The sequence below is a fragment of the Bacillus cereus group sp. MYBK79-1 genome (assembly GCF_051915365.1).
Lineage (GTDB): Bacteria > Bacillota > Bacilli > Bacillales > Bacillaceae_G > Bacillus_A.
Genome location: NZ_JBQAEO010000015.1, coordinates 1 through 19,421 on the forward strand (window position 1 = coordinate 1; position 19,421 = coordinate 19,421).

Consider the following 19,421-nt stretch of genomic DNA (forward strand, 5'->3'; position numbering starts at 1 on the left):
ATGGTGTGGGAACAGTGAAGCTAGCTTCACTGTTCCCACACCAAATAATTATAAACTGGATAAACCAATGTACTGAACCCCAACAATTTACACAGACTTCTTGACGGAACCATTTTATCAGCGATTTTTCAAATATATCGGCGTAACTCGGATTTTATCAGCGATTTTCAAAATATATCGATTTACCGAAAATAATCGCTAAAATTTGCACCTTATAGCAGAAAAGGCTGTTCCAAAATATGGACAGCCTTTTTTCTACTTCTTTACTTTCCTGATCCTGCCCCTGATTTCGCCCTTCTTATTGGACTTCGTATAAACATTTACATATACATTCTCCTGCATGATTTCTTGCAGTAAACTATCAAACGCTCTCCCCTGTAAAGGCCCTTCAAAATCCTCCACATTGACTACACCTGTCACGACTCCTTCATTTACACTAATACCTTGCTTTAACGGACCAAATAAACTTAAAACAATTGGACCAATTTGATCCGCTTTCCCTAAATGAATTTGGCATGATGTAACTTTTTTGATGTTTTTCAATATGACCCGATATTGCAATTTCTTTAAATCATCGCTAAATATAAACTCTGCTACACCATAAGCTTCTGTATTTACAGGAGGTAGTTCCCTCTTTCCTGTTAATCTCGCAAAGAAATGTGTTGTCATACAGGCATTCTCCTTATATAAATTTCCCAGCACTACTTCTACTACTTTATGGTTTATACATAATCATTTATGACTTTTTCAAGTTTTAATTACGAAGAAAAGGTTCACATAATCTTTACATTAGAATCGTTCCTTTTGCTTTACTACCTCTTGTATAATGCACATAGGAAAGCATAATAGGAGGTTATTTTGGAAAATAACAGATACACTTTTCACACATTATTAGAGATTTTTCTCGTCTCATTTAAATTAGGACTTACTTCATTTGGTGGTCCTGTCGCCCATCTCGGCTATTTTCATCATGAATATGTGCAAAAAAGAAAATGGATGGATGAACGAAGCTATGGAGATTTAGTAGCACTATGTCAATTCCTTCCTGGTCCTGCTAGCAGTCAAGTCGGTATGGGGGTTGGACTATTAAGAGGCGGGGTATTAGGAGCTATTATTTCATGGATTGGATTCACTTTACCGTCTGTGCTCGTTTTAGTTTTCTTCGCCTCATTTCTTAATCAGTTCGATCTTGGAAATGCTGGATGGATTCATGGACTAAAACTTGTAGCAGTCGCTATTGTTGCTCATGCCATATGGGGAATGGCACAAAAATTAACGCCAGACCGAAATCGTGCGACGATTGCTATTGTAACTGCCGCAATCGCCTTATTATGGCCAAGTAGCTGGACACAAGTCAGTCTCATTATAATATCTGGCTTTATCGGCTGGTTTTTATATCGTAACCAACCAATTAGCCAATCTCAACATATAAAAGTACCTATTTCAAAAAAAATAGCAGTTTCTTGTCTCGTCTTATTCTTCGGACTATTACTACTGCTACCAATATTAAGACCGTTCTCTTATTACATCGCTTTATTTGATAGTTTCTATCGCTCTGGTGCGCTTGTATTTGGAGGCGGACACGTCGTGCTTCCTCTTCTTGAAGGTGAGTTCGTACAAAACGGAATGATGACGAAAGAACAGTTCCTAGCTGGATACGGATTAACACAAGCCGTACCAGGCCCACTATTTACATTCGCGTCTTATATAGGCGCAGTGTTAAACGGGACGCTTGGGGCCATACTCGCAACAATTGCAATCTTTCTTCCTGCTTTCTTACTCGTTATTGGTGTTTTACCATTTTGGGATAGTGTAAGAAAAATATCTTTCATACAAGGGGCACTACTTGGAGTCAATGCAGCTGTTGTTGGTATTTTAATTGCCGCTTTTTATGATCCTATTTGGACAAGCACGATTATGAACGCTGGAGATTTCGTTTTTGCGTCTCTTCTATTTTGCTTGCTCGCTTTTTGGAAAACACCACCTTGGGTTATCGTTATACTCGGAGCCTTGGGCGGATACGTTCTATCCATTTTATAAATAGAAAAAACGACGGCATGATATAGCCGTCGTTTTTCTATTAAAACTTCACAAGCTCTATTCCTTCAGGCAACTCACTCTCTGTTAAAATACGCAATTCTTTCACACGATCCATTACGTAAGAAGAACGCTTCACAAGCTCTGGATCAATATAAGCTGGATGAACCATAATTTCTACCGTTTGTTCACCTTGTACTCTTTCTTTTAACTTCACAAAGTAATCTTCCGTCACACCATCCGCGTAAAAATCACTGTAAAATACGTCAGAAAACGGGCGTACTGCTCGCTCTTTCTCACAACGACGAATCGGAACATTATATGTAGCCGCTAATTTCTCAAGAACATCGTGCAAAATCGGTAATCCATGCACATGATGGTGACTATCTAAATGAGTTGGTGTTAATCCGTAAGATAGGAATTTCTCAATTTGAGCAGTCCACTCTCTCTCAACTTCTTCTGGATTTACCTTCCCTTCCCATACGACGCTTTGTTTATGAAACAACCCATCGCTACTTACAAGTGATGGTACGTCTCCAAGAAGCGGTTCTCCTGCTGTTAATACGAGATGTACGCCTACTCCGAGTAGATTATGCTCTTTCGCTAAGCGTACCGCATGCTCTGTTCCTGGCATATTCATCATCATCGTCGTTGAATTTACAAATCCATTTATATGCCCATCAATAATGCCGTAATTTGTACCTTCTGTAAGACCGAAATCATCTGCATTTACAATTAACTTAATCATCGTAATACCTCCTAATAGAATAAAAAAAAGCGGGCTAACTAGCGCCGCTTTATTTCTCTACCTTTTTAAAGAACTGCGGAAGATATTCTTTATGTGCTTCCAACATTTCATCTAAAATTTGTTTTGCCACTTTATCTGATGGTACAAGTGGATTAATTGTCATAGCAAGCAGCGCTTTATGATAATCCCCTGTAACAGCAGCTTCAATTGTTGTGCGCTCAAATGATTTAATTTGCTGTACTAAACCGCGAACTGGTACCGGAAGATCTCCAATTGCAATTGGTTTTGGACCTTCTTTCGTAATAATACAGTTTACTTCAACAGCAGAATCATGCGGTAAGCTTGCAATTGTTCCGTTGTTTCGTGTATTAACAGGCTGGATATCACCTTTATTATTATAAATAGAAGTAATTAAGCTACATGCTGCGTCACTATAATAAGCGCCGCCACGTTTTTCTAATTGTGGTGGTTTAATATCTAAGTTCGGGTCTTTATATAACTCGAATAAATCATCTTCTAATTGTTTTACTACTTCTGCACGTGTACCTTTTTCAACTGAAGCTTCTTTCTCTTCTTCTAACATTTCACGTGTTTTGTAGTAGTAACGATGGTATGGACATGGAATTGCACGAAGGCCTCGAATAAAGTCTGGCTCCCAGTTAAGTGCTGCAATATTTTCCATCGTAATTTGCTTTTCTGGATCTGTTACAAGCTCTAACACACGATCCATTACACTTACGCCATCTAAATATACGTCTAATCCGTATACCATGTGATTTAAACCTGCAAAATCAACGTGGACACGACTTGCATCTACTTCAAGTAATCTTGCAAGACCCATACGGATTCCGATTGGAACGTTACATAGGCCAACTACTCTTTGAATATTTGTATAACGAAGGACAGCTTCTGTTACCATACCAGCTGGGTTCGCAAAGTTAATTAACCACGCATTCGGACAGAGCTCCTCCATATCCTTACAAATATCTAAAATAACAGGAATCGTTCTCAATGCTTTGAATAAACCACCAGGACCATTCGTTTCCTGACCGATTACATCATATTTTAATGGGATTGCTTCATCTTTTGCACGAGCTTCTAATAAACCTACGCGAAGCTGCGTTGTTACGAAATCAGCATCTTTTAATGCTTCGCGGCGATCAAGCGTTAAGTGTACCTCAATTGGTAAACCAGATTTTTTCACCATACGTTTCGCTAAATTACCAACAATTTCTAACTTTTCTTTTCCTGCCTCAATATCTACTAACCAAATTTCACGAACAGGAAGCTCATCATAACGTTTAATAAATCCTTCAATTAACTCTGGTGTATAACTAGATCCACCGCCGATTGTAGCAATTTTAATTCCAGTCATGCTTTATTCCCCTTTCGCTTCTAACTTTTTATAAAGGTCAATAAATTCTGTTGCTAATTCTTTTACTGTAATCGCATTCATTAAATGATCTTGTGCGTGTATTAAAAGAACACTAATCTCTGTTTTTTCTCCTCTTGCTTCTGATTGTATGAGCTCTGTTTGGAAATGATGCGCTTCATTAATCGCTTCTTTCGCCTTTACCATCGCTTCATCAGCCTCTGCCATTTTCCCCTGTTTGGCAAATTGAAGTGCCTCCATCGCAAAGCTTCGTGCATTACCACTATTTAAAATTAATTGGAATGGAATTTGTTCTGCTGTAGTCATCATAATTACCGCCCTCTCTATTATGGTTCAACCGATTTACATACCCCTTCAGTTTGAACATTTCTATTAAATTATTATTTTATGAATGATAGTTTGGTGTTCTTGTAGATGGGTCTCATCTTTTTGAACATGATATAAAGGTGATTGTTCTCACAGATAATGTTATCTGTGAGAACAATTACTATATTACATAGGTACAGAGTTGTTATTTCCTTGTGCTGCTGCTTTTTCAGTACGAACAACAGAACGGTCGCATAATACTACGAATGGATAATAGATTGCCATCGCAATTACAAAGTTGAATAACTGTAGAATTGCACCTGAAAGATGTCCACCTGTTACAAGATAACCACTAATAATTGGTGGTGTTGCCCATGGAATCATCACAACTGTTTTTGGTACCCAACCAATAGATATAGCTGTATAAGAAGTAATTACTAATACAATTGGTGTTATGATAAACGGTAAGAATAAAATTGGATTTAAAATAATTGGTGTACCAAAGATTACTGGTTCGTTAATATTGAATGCACCTGGTCCAATTGATAAGCGAGATACACCACGTAATTGTGCACTTTTTGCTACAAGTAATACGACCACTAAGAACGCTAATGTTGCACCAGAACCACCAAGATATACGAAAGTATCAAAGAATGGTTTTGTAACAATGTTTGGAACATCAAATGCAGATGTACCACCTTGGAATAACTTCATGTTTTTCTCTAATGCCGGTAAGTATAACGGCTCAATAATACCACCAACGATATTTGGACCATGTAAACCGAAGAACCAAAGAAGATGAACAAGGAGCACAATGACAATTGCACTTGGTAATGTCCCTGCTAAACTTTGCAGTGGTGATTGAATCGTATTAAAGATAAATTCATGAACACTTGTACCAGCTAATTTCACTGCTAATTGAATACCTGCAACTACTGTTAAGATAACAAATGCTGGAACTATAGCTGCGAAAGATCTTAAAACTGCTGGTGGTACTCCATCAGGCATTTTTAAAGTAATGTTTCTTTGTACAAAGAAACGGAATACTTCAGTAACAAGGAGTGCCACGATAATTGCTACGAATAACCCTTGTGCACCTGTCCAAGCTAAGTTCAATCCGCCTTCTTTCGGTGTTGTTGGCGTAAGAATAATTAACGCACCAAATGAAATAATACCTGCTGACAAACCATCAACGCCGTAAGATTTTGCTAAGTTATAACTTGTTGTAAATGCTATAATTAGTGCTAGAATTGCGAAAGAACCAGTCCACATTCCACCGCCAACTTGTTTCCACGTTTCACCAAACAAACCTTTCATGAAATCTTGGAAAGCCTCAGACGGAAAACCATTAATTAATGATGCCAGTGCACCCACTAAAATAAGTGGCATAACTGCAATAAATCCATCACGGATCGCAGCTAAGTGACGTTGCGATCCGATTTTACCAGCGACAGGAACAATATATTTCTCCATAAATGCAATAAACTTTTGCATTTCGCTTCCCCCCTAATTATTTTTTAAGTGTTAATGCGTGATCTAAAACCGCTTCTCCATTCATCATGCCGTAGTGCATTGGATTGATAACGTCGATTCCAACGTTTCTCTCATCAGCAAGCGTTTTCATTGAAGAAAGCATGTAACGAACTTGTGGTCCTAGTAATAATACATCTGCTTGATCGATATTTGTTTTTACTGCATCCCCAGATACAGCCCAAATCTTTCCTTCTAGACCGCGAGCTTTTGCAGCCGCTTCCATTTTTGTAACTAGTAAACTTGTAGACATCCCTGCTGAGCAACATAATAAAATATTCATTTGAAAATCCCCCTTGTGTAGTATAAAAAATTTATGTTTTATTTATTTTTCTTTACGCTATTTATTAATGCAATTAGCGTGCCAACTTTTTAAAACCACTAAAATCAGCACTTTTTCGACTATTTTCTTTGTGTGTTAACGCTTTCAATTAGTGTGTCACCCGAAAAACACACAGTGTGTTATAAAACAACACGCTTTTAACACATAACTGTATGAAAATAGATTAGTGTTTAGTTGTCTAGTTGTATTCAAAACAAAAAACACTAAAAAATTTTTTTAGTGTGAAGATCTAGTAAAAAATAAACCTTCTTTGAGCACACTCTTCTATCTCTTATCAAAGCAAACTCTACTAAATTACATAGAATAGAAGAAAGTGAAAGGTTAATCAGTGGGGGTTTTGTTCATCCCCACTGATAGTACAGACACATTCATAATTTTTTCACCGTAATTGATGATTTAATTTTTTTATTTTTCGTTTCCAATATAGTGTCATCACAAACCATGGAATGAAGTAAATAACAATAAAACTTCCTATACAAACAAGAATCGAACTTATTGCTGATCCAACACACCAACAATTTGATTCGCATTTCCGCCTTCTATTATTTTTAAAAGTTGCTGAATTTCGTCCGTGACTTCTTTTGTTTTTATAATTATTTCTGTCTCTACTTGTGATGGGTCTAACTCGATGTGAACTTTCATCTATTTCCCACCCCCTTTACAATTTCATTTTTACATAAACCTGGAAATAATAAATATGATTTTGCGTAAGTGGTTTTTGTTTCGTCATAACTGTCTCTTTATACAACATAAAAAAACCTTGCATACGCAAGGTTCATTCAGCTACTGACATCTTCCTATATAATTCTACAAATTCACTCGCTAATTCCTTCACCGTAATCGCATTCATTAAATGATCTTGCGCGTGGACCATCAGAAGGGTAACTTCGGTTTTTTCACCACCAGCTTCTTTCTGTATGAGCTCCGTTTGTACACGGTGCGCCTCTTTTAATTCCTCTAACGCTTCTTGTAATTTCGCTTCTGCTTCTGTAAATTCTCCACGCTTTGCACAATCAATTGCTTCCATTGAACAACTTCGCGCATTTCCCCCATGCAAAATTAAATGAAAAGCCTTCGTTTCTATCGTATCCATTTTAGTTCTTTACTCCCCCTTTTCTTCCGCTACTTTTTGTTTATCCCATATTTTTAAGAACGGTAAATAAATGAAGAATGCAAGCGCAAAGTTAACAAGTTGTAAAACAACACCTGAAAGTTTCCCGCCCGAGCCTAAATATCCACTAAAAAGAATCGGTGTCGTCCAAGGTACAGCAGCTCCGCTCGGACGAGCAACTAATCCCCATTCCATTGCAAAGTAAGAAACAATTGTTAACACAACTGGAACCAAAATAAATGGAATTAATAAAATTGGGTTCATGACAATTGGCATCCCAAAAGTTACCATCTCATTAATATTAAATATACCAGGCGCAATTGACAATCGACCTATACTTTTTAATTGCTGACTTCGGGCAAATAATAACATTCCTACAACTAAAGCAAGTGTTGCACCGGAACCGCCCATATAAATCCATAAATCAAAAAACTGTGCAGTAATCGTATTTGGTATATCTTGCCCTGCTTGGTAAGCAACTCGGTTTTGATCCATTAACGACAACCAAACGGGGCTCATTACACCACCAACAATAGTAGCACCATGAATTCCACACGACCAAAGAACATGAACGAGAATAACTGCAATTACTGCACCCCAAAGACTAGCCCCCAGTATACTAAGCGGCTCTTGCAGCAATTTCCCTACAACATTATGAATACTACCGAAAGTCGTTTGTTCAAAGATTAATCGAATGATCCAAACAACTGTCACAACAATAAATCCCGGAATAAGTGCTGCAAATGAACGCATTACTGCTGGTGGAACTGTCTCAGGCATCTTTATAATCATCTTTTTTTGTACAATAAACCGATAAAGCTCAGTAGATATAAGTGCAATAATCATTGCTACAAATAACCCTTGGCTCCCCATTAATGCAGCTGGGATAGCACCTTCTACAAGTACACTCTCTTTTGTACTTGGTATAATATATGCAACTTGAAATGGCGTCGCAAGTAAAAACGTCACAAGCGACAATGCCCCGGATGCTAAAGCGTCCACTTTATAATATTCCCCAAGTCTGTAAGCGATTCCAAAAACAGCTATTAAAGCCATTATATTAAAAGTTGCACTAACTGGATACCCCAAAGCCCTCTGCCAATTCTCCCCAAACAAACCTGCCATAAAATCATTATAACCTGGTATTGGTAAAGCACTAATGATGAGGAAAAATGATCCTATAATTAAGAAAGGCATCGTCAATACAAGCCCATCGCGAATTGCTAACAAATGCCTCTGTTCTGCAACTTTCCCTGCTACCGGCATTACATATTTCTCTAAAAACCGTATCATCTATCCCACTCTCCTCATGGTTTCATTGACAAAGCTGCTTGTAAGATAGCTTCTCCATTACAAAGTCCGTAATGGACGGATTGAATGACATCAACAGGTATTCCCTTCTCCTTACATAATTCTTTCATTTTCGGTAATAAATAACGTACTTGCGGTCCAAGTAAAAGTACATCGGCTTCATCTATATGACTATTTACTTCAGAACCTGATACTGCCCAAATCTTTACCTCTATCCCTCTTGCCTCTGCTGCTTTCTCCATTTTCGTAACAATCAAACTGGAAGACATTCCCGCTGCACAGCAAAGTAAAATATTCATCTCGCTCCCCTCCCCCTTTTTCCAAACCTAAGTTACGGTGCATCCCTTGCCACCACTAGGTTACAAATATATATGTCTAGATTTCCTGCTGTATGCCGAGCTTAAAAACAAAAATTTCTCGGTTTTCACGCTATTCCATCTATCGGTATTTTCCTAGTAAAGAGGACTCTAACTCGCTATAATAATTCAGTATGATTTTTTTAATTGATAGGAGGATATATTTATGAAGGCATATCGCTTTCCGCTTATTTTATTATCTTCTATCCTAATTGGTGGTTTCATTGGTTATTTCATGGGTGCCGATGCAGTTGCTTTAAAGCCGCTTGGTGACATTTTCTTAAACTTAATGTTTACGATTGTTGTACCTCTAGTGTTCTTTAGCATCGCGTCATCTATTGCTAATATGGATGGATTAAAACGTTTCGGTAAAATTATGTCTAGTATGGCTGGAACTTTCTTATTTACAAGTATTTTAGCTGCTATTTTTATGATTATTGTCGTGAAAGTATTCCCGCCAGCACAAGGTGTTGTATTAGAACTAACGCAGCCCGATAAAGCTGAAAAAGCTGTTAGTGTTGCAGATCAAATCGTCGGTATTGTAACAGTATCTGACTTCTCGAAATTACTATCTCGTGAAAATATGTTAGCTCTTATTTTCTTCTCTATTTTAATGGGGGTTGCAACTTCAGCAGTTGGTGAAAAAGGAAAACCATTCGCTACATTCTTACAAGCTGGTGCAGAAATTTCAATGAAAGTTGTATCTTTCATTATGTACTACGCTCCAATCGGACTTGCTGCTTACTTCGCGGCATTAGTTGGTGAATTTGGACCACAACTTCTTGGAACTTACTTCCGAGCAGCAATGGTATACTATCCAGCATCTCTAATTTACTTCTTTATATTCTTTACGTTCTATGCATACCTTGCAGGTCGCAAACAAGGTGTACAAGTATTTTGGAAGAACATGGTCTCTCCTACAGTTACATCTCTTGCAACGTGTAGTAGTGCTGCTAGTATTCCAGCGAACTTGGAAGCAACGAAGAAAATGGGTATCTCTTCTGACGTTCGTGAAACAGTTGTCCTTCTTGGATCTACACTTCATAAAGACGGATCTGTTTTAGGTGGCGTATTAAAAATTGCTTTCTTATTCGGTATTTTCAACATGGAATTCGAAGGACCGAAAACATTAGCAATCGCACTTGTTGTTTCTCTATTAGTAGGAACAGTAATGGGCGCTATTCCAGGCGGCGGTATGATTGGTGAAATGTTAATCGTTTCTCTATACGGCTTCCCGCCAGAAGCATTGCCAATTATCGCAGCAATTAGTACAATCATTGATCCTCCTGCAACAGTTTTAAACGTAACAGCAGATAACGCTTGTGCCGTAATGACAGCTCGCCTTGTAGAAGGTAAGAACTGGATCAAAAACAAATTTGCTTAATAAATAGAAAGAGGATGCTCGTTTGGAGCATCCTCTTTTTGTCGTTATTTGTTGATAAGTCGATATCCCTTGTCGAAACGTCGATATATTGAAAAAATCGTTGATATATTTGAATTTACGATAGATATATCCGAAAAATCGTCGATATAATCCATTCCCTCCCGCCACAAATTTGTTATAATCTTCACAAATATTCCACACCTCTTATCCATTCTCCGTATTATAATCATGTATGGAAAAGGAGATGGATCTAATGACACAAAGCGCACCAGAATTTAAAGTTTTGCAAAGCATTGCATTTCTTGCTGTCGTTTTGCAAAGTTCCTTATTATATACAATGAATCAAGGAAATGTTTTACTCGAACAATCTCTCATTATGGGTATGCTTTTTAACCTTGCAAAATTTTCAGCACCTGCATTCATATTTATCGTCGGCTTTCACTTAATTCGGCAATATACGAAACAACTAGCCTACACAGAATATATTTATGAAAAAGCCGCACATTTACTCATTCCTTATTTCTTCTGGTCTATTCTTTACTTATTAACAACAAACGATATGATTACACTACAAAGCGGAATAAAAAGTTTGTTACTCGGAACAGCCGCACCCCATCTTTGGTACGTGATTATGATGTTCCAAATTCACTTATTGTTCCCTTTGCTGTGCACATTATTTTATTGGTTTCAAAAACGAACAGAAAATAAAAAAGACATATATAAATATATGACCACCTTCGCTTTTCTATATTGCCTCTTAATGTGGTACTCTTCTCACTACATTTTTAATGGAGAGAAATTGACTAGCTCAACCATTTTACATTATACAGATCGTTCCTTCTTCTTCTACTCATTCTATTTCGTCATGGGAGGAATCGCCGCTGTCGCACTAAAAACGTGGCGTACATTTGTTATGAAACATATCCCGCTTATAACAATGTTATTTTTCGTCTTATTTCTATTCATCAATTATGAGTTATTTAGTTTTTACGGAGCAAACTCTATTCATTTAACCGTTTCGACTTATTTAAAACCGTCTATGTTTATATATATCGTATGCGAAATTATTATACTTTACGTGCTATCTATTACAATTGTACAGCGACGCGGTTTCTTATATAAAGCTTTACGATTTATTGGGAATTACACGTATGGTGCTTATTTAGCTCATTTTTTCTTCTTGCAACTATGTACAAAATTTCTTTCTTTATTCACACTGCAAGAGAACACAATATTATATAGCCTATTATTATTTACAATAACGGCCACAATCTCGATTTCAGCAATGGTCATTTGCAGTACACTAACATTCCATACATGGATTACAGGACCTTCTCCTACGACGAACGTAAAATGGGCAAAGATTGTACTTCGGAAAAATCATGGAAAAGTATTCAAACCATATCTTTGATATAATAAAATTTCATACAAGAAAAGAAAGTAGGACACACCTATGATTAATCAAATTGGACAAATTATGTTATATGTAAATAACCAAGACAAAACAGTACAATTTTGGACAGAAAAAGTAGGGTTCCAAGTCATCGCTGAAGAAAATAACGGAAAAGGGTTTCGCTGGATTGAAATTGCACCAACGAAAGAAGCAGGCACGAGCATCGTCCTTCACGATAAAGCGTTAATTGCGAAAATGCAGCCTGAATTAAACTTACATACACCTTCACTTATGTTCTTCTCTAATAACTTAGATCAACTGTATAAAGATCTTTCTGAGAAAAATGTTACAGTTGGACAAGTTGTGGATTTACCTACTGGTAGAGCGTTCAACTTTGCTGATAATGAAAATAATTACTTTGCGGTAATGGAACGAAAATAAAAAGAAGCTATCCGAAAAAACGGATAGCTTCTTTCATTTTAAGAAACTTGTTCTGCATTTGTTTCTCTATGTTGTATATGACTCGTGATCCAAGTAATTCCACCGGCAACAACGAGATAGCATAACAATATTAAAATTTGCATTTGTAATTGCGACCAATCTCCTAACGAAATTACATCTTGTAACCCTCTAAGAGAATGGGACATTGGGAGAAATTCTCCAATTTTGCTAAGAACAGCTATATTTAATTCTCCTGGGAAAGTACCCCCGCTCGTCGCTAATTGCAAGACGAGAAGCGTTACCGCCGCAAACTTCCCAACAAGACCAAATACCGTTACTAACATAAGAATAAATGTCATGAACGTAAAGGAAATAATAATACTTGATAAAACAAAAAGTGGCACACTGGCAACTTCTAATTTCATAACTCCTAGCACAACCACATCTACAAGTAGCGCTTGAATGAGTCCAATCAAATATACTAATCCTAATTTATTAACAAAATGTACTGTTCCGCTTACCTTCATATTCTGTCTACGACCAAGTGGTAAAATATTCGATGCCATAATTCCACCAACATAAAACGCAAGTGATAGGAAGTATGGTGCAATACCTGAACCGTAGTTAGGCACGTCAGAAACCGTCGACTTCACTAATTGAACCGGCTCTGAGAACATCGTATTACGTGCATCATCATTGCGAACATCAGCTATCTTCTCTGCGCCCTCTCCCAATTTCGTAGAAAGTTCTTTCGCACCATCGTCAAGTTTAACAAGTCCGTTCGTTAACTTCCCAGCACCGTTATTCAGCTCCGTTCCGCCACTCGCAAGGTGATTTACACCTTCTTGTAATGATGTAAATCCATTTCCCCACTTCGTAAATCCATTAGCTAAATTCACCGCACCGTCTGCTATCTTTTTCGTTCCAGCAGTAGCTTCGTTCAACTTAACTCCGAATGTATTCATACCTTCTTCAATCTTATGCTGACCATTAGCAAGCTTCTTGGCACCTTGTGTCAATTGTTGTTGGCTATTATTTAAAGTGTTTGTTGCTTTAGCTAATCCATTAGAAGTAGCAATGATCTTTTGAAAAGCAGGATCTTGCTGCACTTCTGGATGACTTTTCACGTACTCTTCTAATTGCTGTTTTACACTATTTGCTACATTGTCCGCTTTCACTTGCCCTTCAGCAAGTTTCTCACTTCCGTTCACCCATTCATTTGTACCAGTACTTAATTCACTAACCCCTGCTTGTAAAGTTTTTTCACCTTCAGCTAATAATTCCATACCACTATGAAGTGAGGTCGCTCCTTGACTCAGCTCGTTTGCCCCGCCAGTTAAAGTAGATTTGCTAGAAGCAAGTTTTTCACTTCCCTCTTTCACTTTTGATGTCCCGTCGCTTAAACGATGAATACCATCTGCAAGCTGATTTGCCCCATTTCTTGCATCTGTCGTTCCTTCATGTAACTTCTCAGCACCATTACTTGCATCACTCAACCCTTGTGCCAAATCTTGAAACTTCGAAAAGACACCCTCTGTATAAGATTTCGTAATGCTATTTGAAATTTTGGTTTTCATATTTTCAACAGCTGTCGTTCCAATTTGAGCTGCTACAAAGTTTTTACCCGGATTTACTTTGTACTGAAGCTGCGCTGGCTCTGGTTTCTCATCCATAAGTGTACTTACCTTTTTCGAGAAATCCTCTGGAATCGTAACAACCATATAATACTTATCTTCTTTTAGCCCTTCATCAGCATTTTTTTCTGATACGAAATGAAAAGCTAGTTCCTTATTCTCTTTTAAATTTTCTACAAAATCGTCTCCTGCATGAATTGTTTTTTCATCCATCGCAGCACCCTTATCTAAATTTACAATCGCAACAGGTAATTTATCTAATTTCCCATATGGATCCCAATATCCAGCTAAGAAGAATCCTGAATAAATTAAAGGAACGATTAATAAAAAAATTAAAGCGATACGTCCATGTTTATGGTGCCACATCGCTTTCCAATCTTTAAATATAAGTTGAATTCCCTTCATGAAATATGCTCCTTCTCCTAATTTAACACCATTAGAATGGTTTAACAGATTTACTATACACGTCCATATTCATACTGTATAATACATCTTTAATTATCAATTCATTCCTTTTGGTCTATAGAAAGGAGAGTCAAAATGGAACTTCTTCAACTAAAATACTTTCAGACAGTCGCACGATTAGAACATATGACAAAAGCGGCTGAAGAATTGCATATTGCACAACCTTCGCTCAGCAAAACAATTACTAGATTAGAAAAGGACTTAGGTGTCCCGTTATTTGATCGCCAAGGTCGACAGATTACATTAAACTCATTTGGGAAAGTATTTTTAAAACGAGTAGAGCGTATTTTTCATGAATTAAGTGAAGGTGAACGAGAAATTAAAGATTTAGCTGAATTACAACAAGCTTCTATTACACTAGCAGTTTCTATTCCGAGAATATTACCAGAACTACTCGGTTCTTTTTTACTAGAACATCCTAACGTTCGATTCCAACAGTTTCTCGCATCTACTCCTTCTATGAAACGACAACTAGATAATATAGAAATTGATTTTTGCATTTCTTCTGTGCCAATTGAAGGCGAGGAAATTATGTGGGAACCACTTATTACAGAAGAAATTTTCTTAGTCGTCCCTTCCGGTCATCGTTTATCAGGACGCGACAGTATCCATCTGCATGAAGTAAAAGACGAACCATTTATTAGTATGAACACTGGTTACGGATTTCGGCACTTAACGGATGAATTTTGCAAGGAAGCTGGCTTTACTCCACATATCGCTTTTGAAGTAGATGAACCAACCGTAATTAGCGACCTTATTAAGCAAGGTCTCGGCATCGCTTTCGTCCCAAGTTTAACTTTATTAAAAAACTCTACTTTATCATTAAATAAGTTACGTATTATTGAACCAAATTGCGAGCGAACTATCGGCTTAAGTTGGTCGAAGAAACGCTATTTATCGAAAACTGCTCAGCAATTTCGTAAGTTTGTGATTGAGTACTTCTCTAATATTAAGGCGTAAAATTATATCAACAAATAGAAGGTGCCATCCCCATAGGATGGCACCTTCTATTGTTCACTCTTCTCTAGTTCTATTTCAGCTAAAAGTGGTAGTACATTATCAAAAATATGCGTATTGTTATTTTCGCCTGTTACGTATCCACCGTAATATCTACTAAATACGTTGTCATTTCGGAATGTGGCCATATGATCATATAATTCCTTTGCAAACTTTGTATCACCTGTTTGTAGTACGTACAAAATCGTTAGTCCGTAAGCGGCTGGCGATTCATAGTTCACAGTTTGTTTTCCCGTTTCTAAATTGTAACGACCGTATAGCTTGCCTTCCTCCTGGAATTTCTTCTTTATAAATTCCAAATAAGCATCTGATGAAAGGCCACCTAAACTCCGGTGATATGCAACGTATGATTGGTCGATTAGATTCACTTCTTTATCGTACGTAAATGTACCATCTTCTTTATACTCTTTCGGGAATGCCCAGCCATTCCTTGGATAATCCGCTAAAAATTGAACAACTTCCTGATATTGCTGATCAGAAACTTTGCCGTACTTCTTCATATAGGAGAATGCGTGCGGATTTAAGTATGATGTCGTTGCAAAATTATTTTGTTTCCCTGCATCTACGTCATAATAATCAACGTAATAATTATCTTTCTTATTATAACGAATGACAGCGTCACTCAATTGATCTGCCAAGTTTTTATAACGCTCTTCCTTGTACATTTCATAAGCTCGATATAATTGTTCTATAATACGAAGATCATCTATAAGTGCATTGGTAGCCGACTGTATTTCTCCCTTTTCAGAGATTTTCCATACAACGATTTGATCCTTATATACAAAGTTATTTTGAATAACCTTAACTTGCTCATCGAATAACGCTTGGTCGTCTTTATCGAGTGTATATTGTAGCCATAGTCCTGCTGATTCCGATAAAGCTTCACGCCCTTTCGCTTCACCCGTACCTGCCTTTGTATCCTCTAACCGATATGTAGCAAGCGTCCCATTTTCATTCACCATATGTCTTAAAATAAAATGTTCTGTACGATTTCCTTGTATAGCTGACCAAAATACAATTCCACCTAAAGCGATTAAGAGAATAACTCCAATCCCTATATATAAACGTTTCCGCAATCTATTCACCTCCCTAATAAGGCTAGCCTTAATTTTACCAGAACATACGTAAAATTAAAAAAGACAATCTATTAGATTGTCTCCCGTACTTCTATCCCTCACAAGCCTCTTTAGAAGGTCTATATAGCGATTCTACGAGTCGATCATATTCACTACGCGTAATCTCTTTATTATACAGCTTCAATAATAAATCTCTATGCTCTTTTGAAAATGCCATCTTTTTAATGACTTCAGGATACATAAAACATCCTCTCCATTTCACATAAACTTCTTCACTTTAAAAACAGAACTTATGTTCGCATAAAAGATTATAAAATATTCCTTACTAAAAAACAAACAAAATATTATTAAATATTAACTTCTTTCTATTCGGAATATTCAAACATTATATTACCATACCCACTTTTTAAATACACATATATTTTTGGTAGTTTTTTTGAATAAATCTTCCAATTCAATCAGAAAATAATGGCAAAAAAGAAGAGGAGTTTACATATGGATACGGTAACATTAGCAAGAGCATTTTTCGGTTCTTCATTAGCATTCCACATTATCTTTGCAACACTTGGTGTCGGACTTTCATTAATGATTTTTATAAGTGAAATACTCTATCACTGGAAGAAAGATTCCGACTACGCCATTATGGCGAAAAGATGGACGAAGGCGTTTGCCATCCTTCTCGGTGTAGCAATTCCAACTGGAACAATCGTTGGTGTGCAAATCTCACTTCTTTGGCCTGGTTTTGCCAAAATTGTTGGACAGGTTATTTCTGTTCCCTTTCAAATTGAGATTTTCGCCTTCTTTTTAGAGGCTTTGTTCATGTCCATTTATGTATATGCAGCTGACAAACTACCTCCATTCATGAGATTAATTTCGCTATTCTTCGTCATGATTGGTGCCACGGCATCTGCCGTGCTTATTACATCAGCAAATACATGGATGAATACACCCGCAGGCTTTTCAATGGGACCAGATGGATCCGTTTTTAACGTTGATCCTTGGAAAGCTTTCTTTAATCCGAGTTTTGGCACAAGCGCATTCCACGTTGTGATTACAGCCTACGCAACTGGAGCAGCTGTCATTGCCTCTATTGCTGGGTTTAAATTATTAAAGAAGAATTTAAGTGAACGGGAAGTGGCTTATCATAAAAAAGGACTACTGTTAGGACTCGTCGTGACATTTATTACAGGTGCTACGATGTGGCTTTCGGGACACGAATCGGCAATTGCTTTACATAAGCATTCTCCTGAAAAACTTGCATCTGCTGAAGCTTTATTTGAAACGACATCACATGCACCGTTATCAATTGGCGGCGTTGTGGATCCTAACACACTGGAACTAAACTATGCACTAGAAATTCCAAACATGCTTAGCCTACTAGTGGGGCTAGACCCTAGCACTGTCGTAAAAGGACTAAATGAATTCCCACAAGAAACATGGCCACCATTTTACACACATACATTATTCAACTTAATGGTTGGCACCGCTGCCTTCACCTTTGCAGTCGCAGCAATTGCGCTCCTATATTGGTACTTTGTTTATCGAAAAAAAGGAACAGAATTACCGAAGTGGCTTCTTTGGGGAGCTGCTGCATGTGGACCAGTTATGATGCTCGGCATTGAATTCGGGTGGATTTTCAGCTGTAGTGGTCGTCAACCGTGGACCATTTATGGTATGCAACGGACCGTCGACGCTTCTACACGCGCTGATTTTGTTGGTCCTTTATTTATTTTATTCATCATTTTATATATCGGACTCGGTATTTTAACTGTGTTTGTACTACGGACATTCTTTAAGAAACATCCGCTTACAAATGATTTACATCACGAAGGAGGCGATTCTCGTGCATGAAGAAAGTATTGCAATTATCATCTTATGGGCTCTTATTTTCGTATACAGTATATTAGGGTCCATCGATTTTGGAGCAGGTTTTTGGGGCATGGTATACGCAAAACATCCAACGCTCGCTGCCAAGCTTGCCAATCGGTACTTATCACCAACTTGGGAAGTAACAAATACATTTCTCGTCTTTGTCGTTGTCGCTTTTCTCGGTTTCTTTCCGAAAGCCGCTTTCACCCTTGCGACAGTGATGTTTGTACCAGTTATGTTAATTTTAATACTCATTGCCATTCGCAGTACATTCATGGTATTTGCTTACTCTGTGCCAAAATATCAGTATCTCCTTCGGGTGATTTCAGGTATTACTGGGCTCTTAATTCCAGCCTTATTAATTACCGTTTTACCCGTTACAGAGGGGGCTTATATTACAATGGTTGAAGGAAAAGAGGTACTCCTGTACGGAAAACTTCTTTCTAGCCCAGTTATCTACTGCTATATGCTCTTTGGACTAACTTCGGAACTCTTTCTTTCCTCTCTCTTTCTTGCTGATTTTTCGAGAGAGCAAGGTTCAGAAGATTCGTATCGAATTTATCGAAGAAACGCCATCATCCTTGGTCCTGCAACACTCGTTACAGCAATTATTGCCCTCGTTGTAATGGATCCGAAAACACACTGGCTTATGCAAGGACTCATAAAGCAATTTCCATGGTTTACAGTTTCTATCGTTTTATTCGTTATTGGGTACTCTTCTCTCTGGTGGACAAACAAAAAGTATGGCACACTAGGATACCCTCGCATTGCCGTGTTAGCAGTCGTCGCTCAATATGCATTTGCAAGTTACGCTTACGGTGTCGCGCATTTACCTTATATTATTTATCCTGATGTAACTGTATTTACAAGCTTTACAACGCCAGAAACATTCTATGCATTGCTTATTCTATACGCAATCGGAATTGCAATTTTACTACCAGGATTTATCTTCTTCTGGAATTTATTCTTGAAGGATCGAACTTTTTTGAAGGAAAAGTAATATAGCT

At 37.5% G+C, this 19,421-nt stretch carries 19 protein-coding genes and 2 pseudogenes; 7 read left to right on the forward strand and 14 right to left on the reverse strand.

The window, feature by feature from the left end:
* Positions 1–255: 255 nt before the first annotated feature.
* Entirely contained in the window at positions 256–669 is a 414-nt protein-coding gene (gene exsM / locus ACTFOB_RS20515) for an exosporium regulatory protein ExsM (RefSeq protein ID WP_151632093.1), read from the reverse strand.
* A 189-nt stretch (positions 670–858) separates the two neighbouring features.
* Between exsM and ACTFOB_RS20520 the strand changes: the two genes are divergently transcribed.
* The gene (locus ACTFOB_RS20520) at positions 859–2,040 is read left to right on the forward strand and encodes a chromate transporter (protein WP_440028709.1); all 1,182 of its coding nucleotides are present in this window, start codon (positions 859–861) and stop codon (positions 2,038–2,040) included.
* Positions 2,041–2,080: 40 nt separating this feature from the next.
* Here the strand turns inward: ACTFOB_RS20520 and chbG are convergent, their stop codons facing one another.
* The 10 genes and pseudogenes from chbG to ACTFOB_RS20570 form a co-directional block, all read right to left on the reverse strand.
* Positions 2,081–2,785 carry a chitin disaccharide deacetylase gene (gene chbG / locus ACTFOB_RS20525; protein ID WP_440028707.1) on the reverse strand — a complete coding sequence of 235 codons (705 nt, stop codon included), beginning with the start codon at positions 2,783–2,785 and terminating at the stop codon, positions 2,081–2,083.
* Positions 2,786–2,834: 49 nt separating this feature from the next.
* Positions 2,835–4,160: a 6-phospho-beta-glucosidase gene (celF, locus tag ACTFOB_RS20530; protein ID WP_440028706.1), complete on the reverse strand. Its 1,326-nt coding sequence runs from the start codon at positions 4,158–4,160 to the stop codon at positions 2,835–2,837.
* A 3-nt stretch (positions 4,161–4,163) separates the two neighbouring features.
* A complete protein-coding gene (locus ACTFOB_RS20535) occupies positions 4,164–4,487 on the reverse strand; it encodes a PTS lactose/cellobiose transporter subunit IIA (protein WP_000989053.1) in 324 nt (107 codons plus the stop codon).
* A gap of 183 nt (positions 4,488–4,670) precedes the next feature.
* Entirely contained in the window at positions 4,671–5,978 is a 1,308-nt protein-coding gene (gene celB, locus ACTFOB_RS20540; RefSeq protein WP_149236939.1) for a PTS cellobiose transporter subunit IIC, read from the reverse strand.
* 16 nt (positions 5,979–5,994) lie between these two features.
* Positions 5,995–6,297 carry a PTS sugar transporter subunit IIB gene (locus ACTFOB_RS20545; protein WP_001023569.1) on the reverse strand — a complete coding sequence of 101 codons (303 nt, stop codon included), beginning with the start codon at positions 6,295–6,297 and terminating at the stop codon, positions 5,995–5,997.
* A gap of 439 nt (positions 6,298–6,736) precedes the next feature.
* Positions 6,737–6,847, reverse strand: a pseudogene (locus ACTFOB_RS20550) (DUF3021 family protein); the annotation flags it as partial.
* 5 nt (positions 6,848–6,852) lie between these two features.
* Positions 6,853–6,999 (reverse strand): annotated as a pseudogene (locus tag ACTFOB_RS20555) (LytTR family DNA-binding domain-containing protein); the annotation flags it as partial.
* A 133-nt stretch (positions 7,000–7,132) separates the two neighbouring features.
* Entirely contained in the window at positions 7,133–7,450 is a 318-nt protein-coding gene (locus ACTFOB_RS20560) for a PTS lactose/cellobiose transporter subunit IIA (RefSeq protein ID WP_151632081.1), read from the reverse strand.
* A gap of 9 nt (positions 7,451–7,459) precedes the next feature.
* Entirely contained in the window at positions 7,460–8,761 is a 1,302-nt protein-coding gene (celB, locus tag ACTFOB_RS20565; protein ID WP_440028704.1) for a PTS cellobiose transporter subunit IIC, read from the reverse strand.
* Between the two features lie 14 nt (positions 8,762–8,775).
* Positions 8,776–9,078: a PTS sugar transporter subunit IIB gene (locus tag ACTFOB_RS20570; RefSeq protein WP_063221820.1), complete on the reverse strand. Its 303-nt coding sequence runs from the start codon at positions 9,076–9,078 to the stop codon at positions 8,776–8,778.
* Between the two features lie 223 nt (positions 9,079–9,301).
* On the opposite strand from ACTFOB_RS20570, the gene ACTFOB_RS20575 reads away from it, so the two are divergent.
* The 3 genes from ACTFOB_RS20575 to ACTFOB_RS20585 all read left to right on the forward strand — a co-directional run bounded on the left by ACTFOB_RS20575 (position 9,302) and on the right by ACTFOB_RS20585 (position 12,353).
* Positions 9,302–10,519 (forward strand): dicarboxylate/amino acid:cation symporter, encoded by a 1,218-nt coding sequence (locus ACTFOB_RS20575; protein WP_440028702.1) that lies wholly within the window; start codon positions 9,302–9,304, stop codon positions 10,517–10,519.
* Positions 10,520–10,772: 253 nt separating this feature from the next.
* Complete coding sequence (locus ACTFOB_RS20580; protein ID WP_440028700.1) at positions 10,773–11,930, forward strand: acyltransferase; 1,158 nt, start codon at positions 10,773–10,775, stop codon at positions 11,928–11,930.
* Positions 11,931–11,972: 42 nt separating this feature from the next.
* Positions 11,973–12,353, forward strand: a complete 381-nt coding sequence (locus ACTFOB_RS20585) for a VOC family protein (RefSeq protein WP_440028697.1) — start codon at positions 11,973–11,975, stop codon at positions 12,351–12,353.
* A gap of 38 nt (positions 12,354–12,391) precedes the next feature.
* Here the strand turns inward: ACTFOB_RS20585 and ACTFOB_RS20590 are convergent, their stop codons facing one another.
* Positions 12,392–14,392, reverse strand: coding sequence for a YhgE/Pip family protein (locus ACTFOB_RS20590; protein ID WP_440028695.1), 2,001 nt, complete (start codon positions 14,390–14,392; stop codon positions 12,392–12,394).
* A 135-nt stretch (positions 14,393–14,527) separates the two neighbouring features.
* Here ACTFOB_RS20590 and ACTFOB_RS20595 point away from each other — a divergent pair, with 135 nt between their 5' ends.
* Complete coding sequence (locus ACTFOB_RS20595) at positions 14,528–15,412, forward strand: LysR family transcriptional regulator (RefSeq protein ID WP_440028693.1); 885 nt, start codon at positions 14,528–14,530, stop codon at positions 15,410–15,412.
* A 47-nt stretch (positions 15,413–15,459) separates the two neighbouring features.
* On the opposite strand, the gene ACTFOB_RS20600 is transcribed toward ACTFOB_RS20595, so the two are convergent.
* Both ACTFOB_RS20600 and ACTFOB_RS20605 read right to left on the reverse strand, forming a co-directional pair.
* The gene (locus ACTFOB_RS20600; protein ID WP_440028691.1) at positions 15,460–16,545 is read right to left on the reverse strand and encodes a transcriptional regulator; all 1,086 of its coding nucleotides are present in this window, start codon (positions 16,543–16,545) and stop codon (positions 15,460–15,462) included.
* A 91-nt stretch (positions 16,546–16,636) separates the two neighbouring features.
* The gene (locus tag ACTFOB_RS20605; protein ID WP_000283184.1) at positions 16,637–16,786 is read right to left on the reverse strand and encodes a hypothetical protein; all 150 of its coding nucleotides are present in this window, start codon (positions 16,784–16,786) and stop codon (positions 16,637–16,639) included.
* Positions 16,787–17,040: 254 nt separating this feature from the next.
* On the opposite strand from ACTFOB_RS20605, the gene cydA reads away from it, so the two are divergent.
* On the forward strand, positions 17,041–18,396 hold the full coding sequence (gene cydA, locus ACTFOB_RS20610) for a cytochrome ubiquinol oxidase subunit I (protein WP_071708752.1): 1,356 nt from the start codon (positions 17,041–17,043) through the stop codon (positions 18,394–18,396).
* Positions 18,389–19,414 (forward strand): cytochrome d ubiquinol oxidase subunit II, encoded by a 1,026-nt coding sequence (locus ACTFOB_RS20615; protein WP_151632062.1) that lies wholly within the window; start codon positions 18,389–18,391, stop codon positions 19,412–19,414. Before cydA ends, ACTFOB_RS20615 begins: the two co-directional genes overlap by 8 nt.
* The last annotated feature ends 7 nt before the right edge of the window (positions 19,415–19,421 follow it).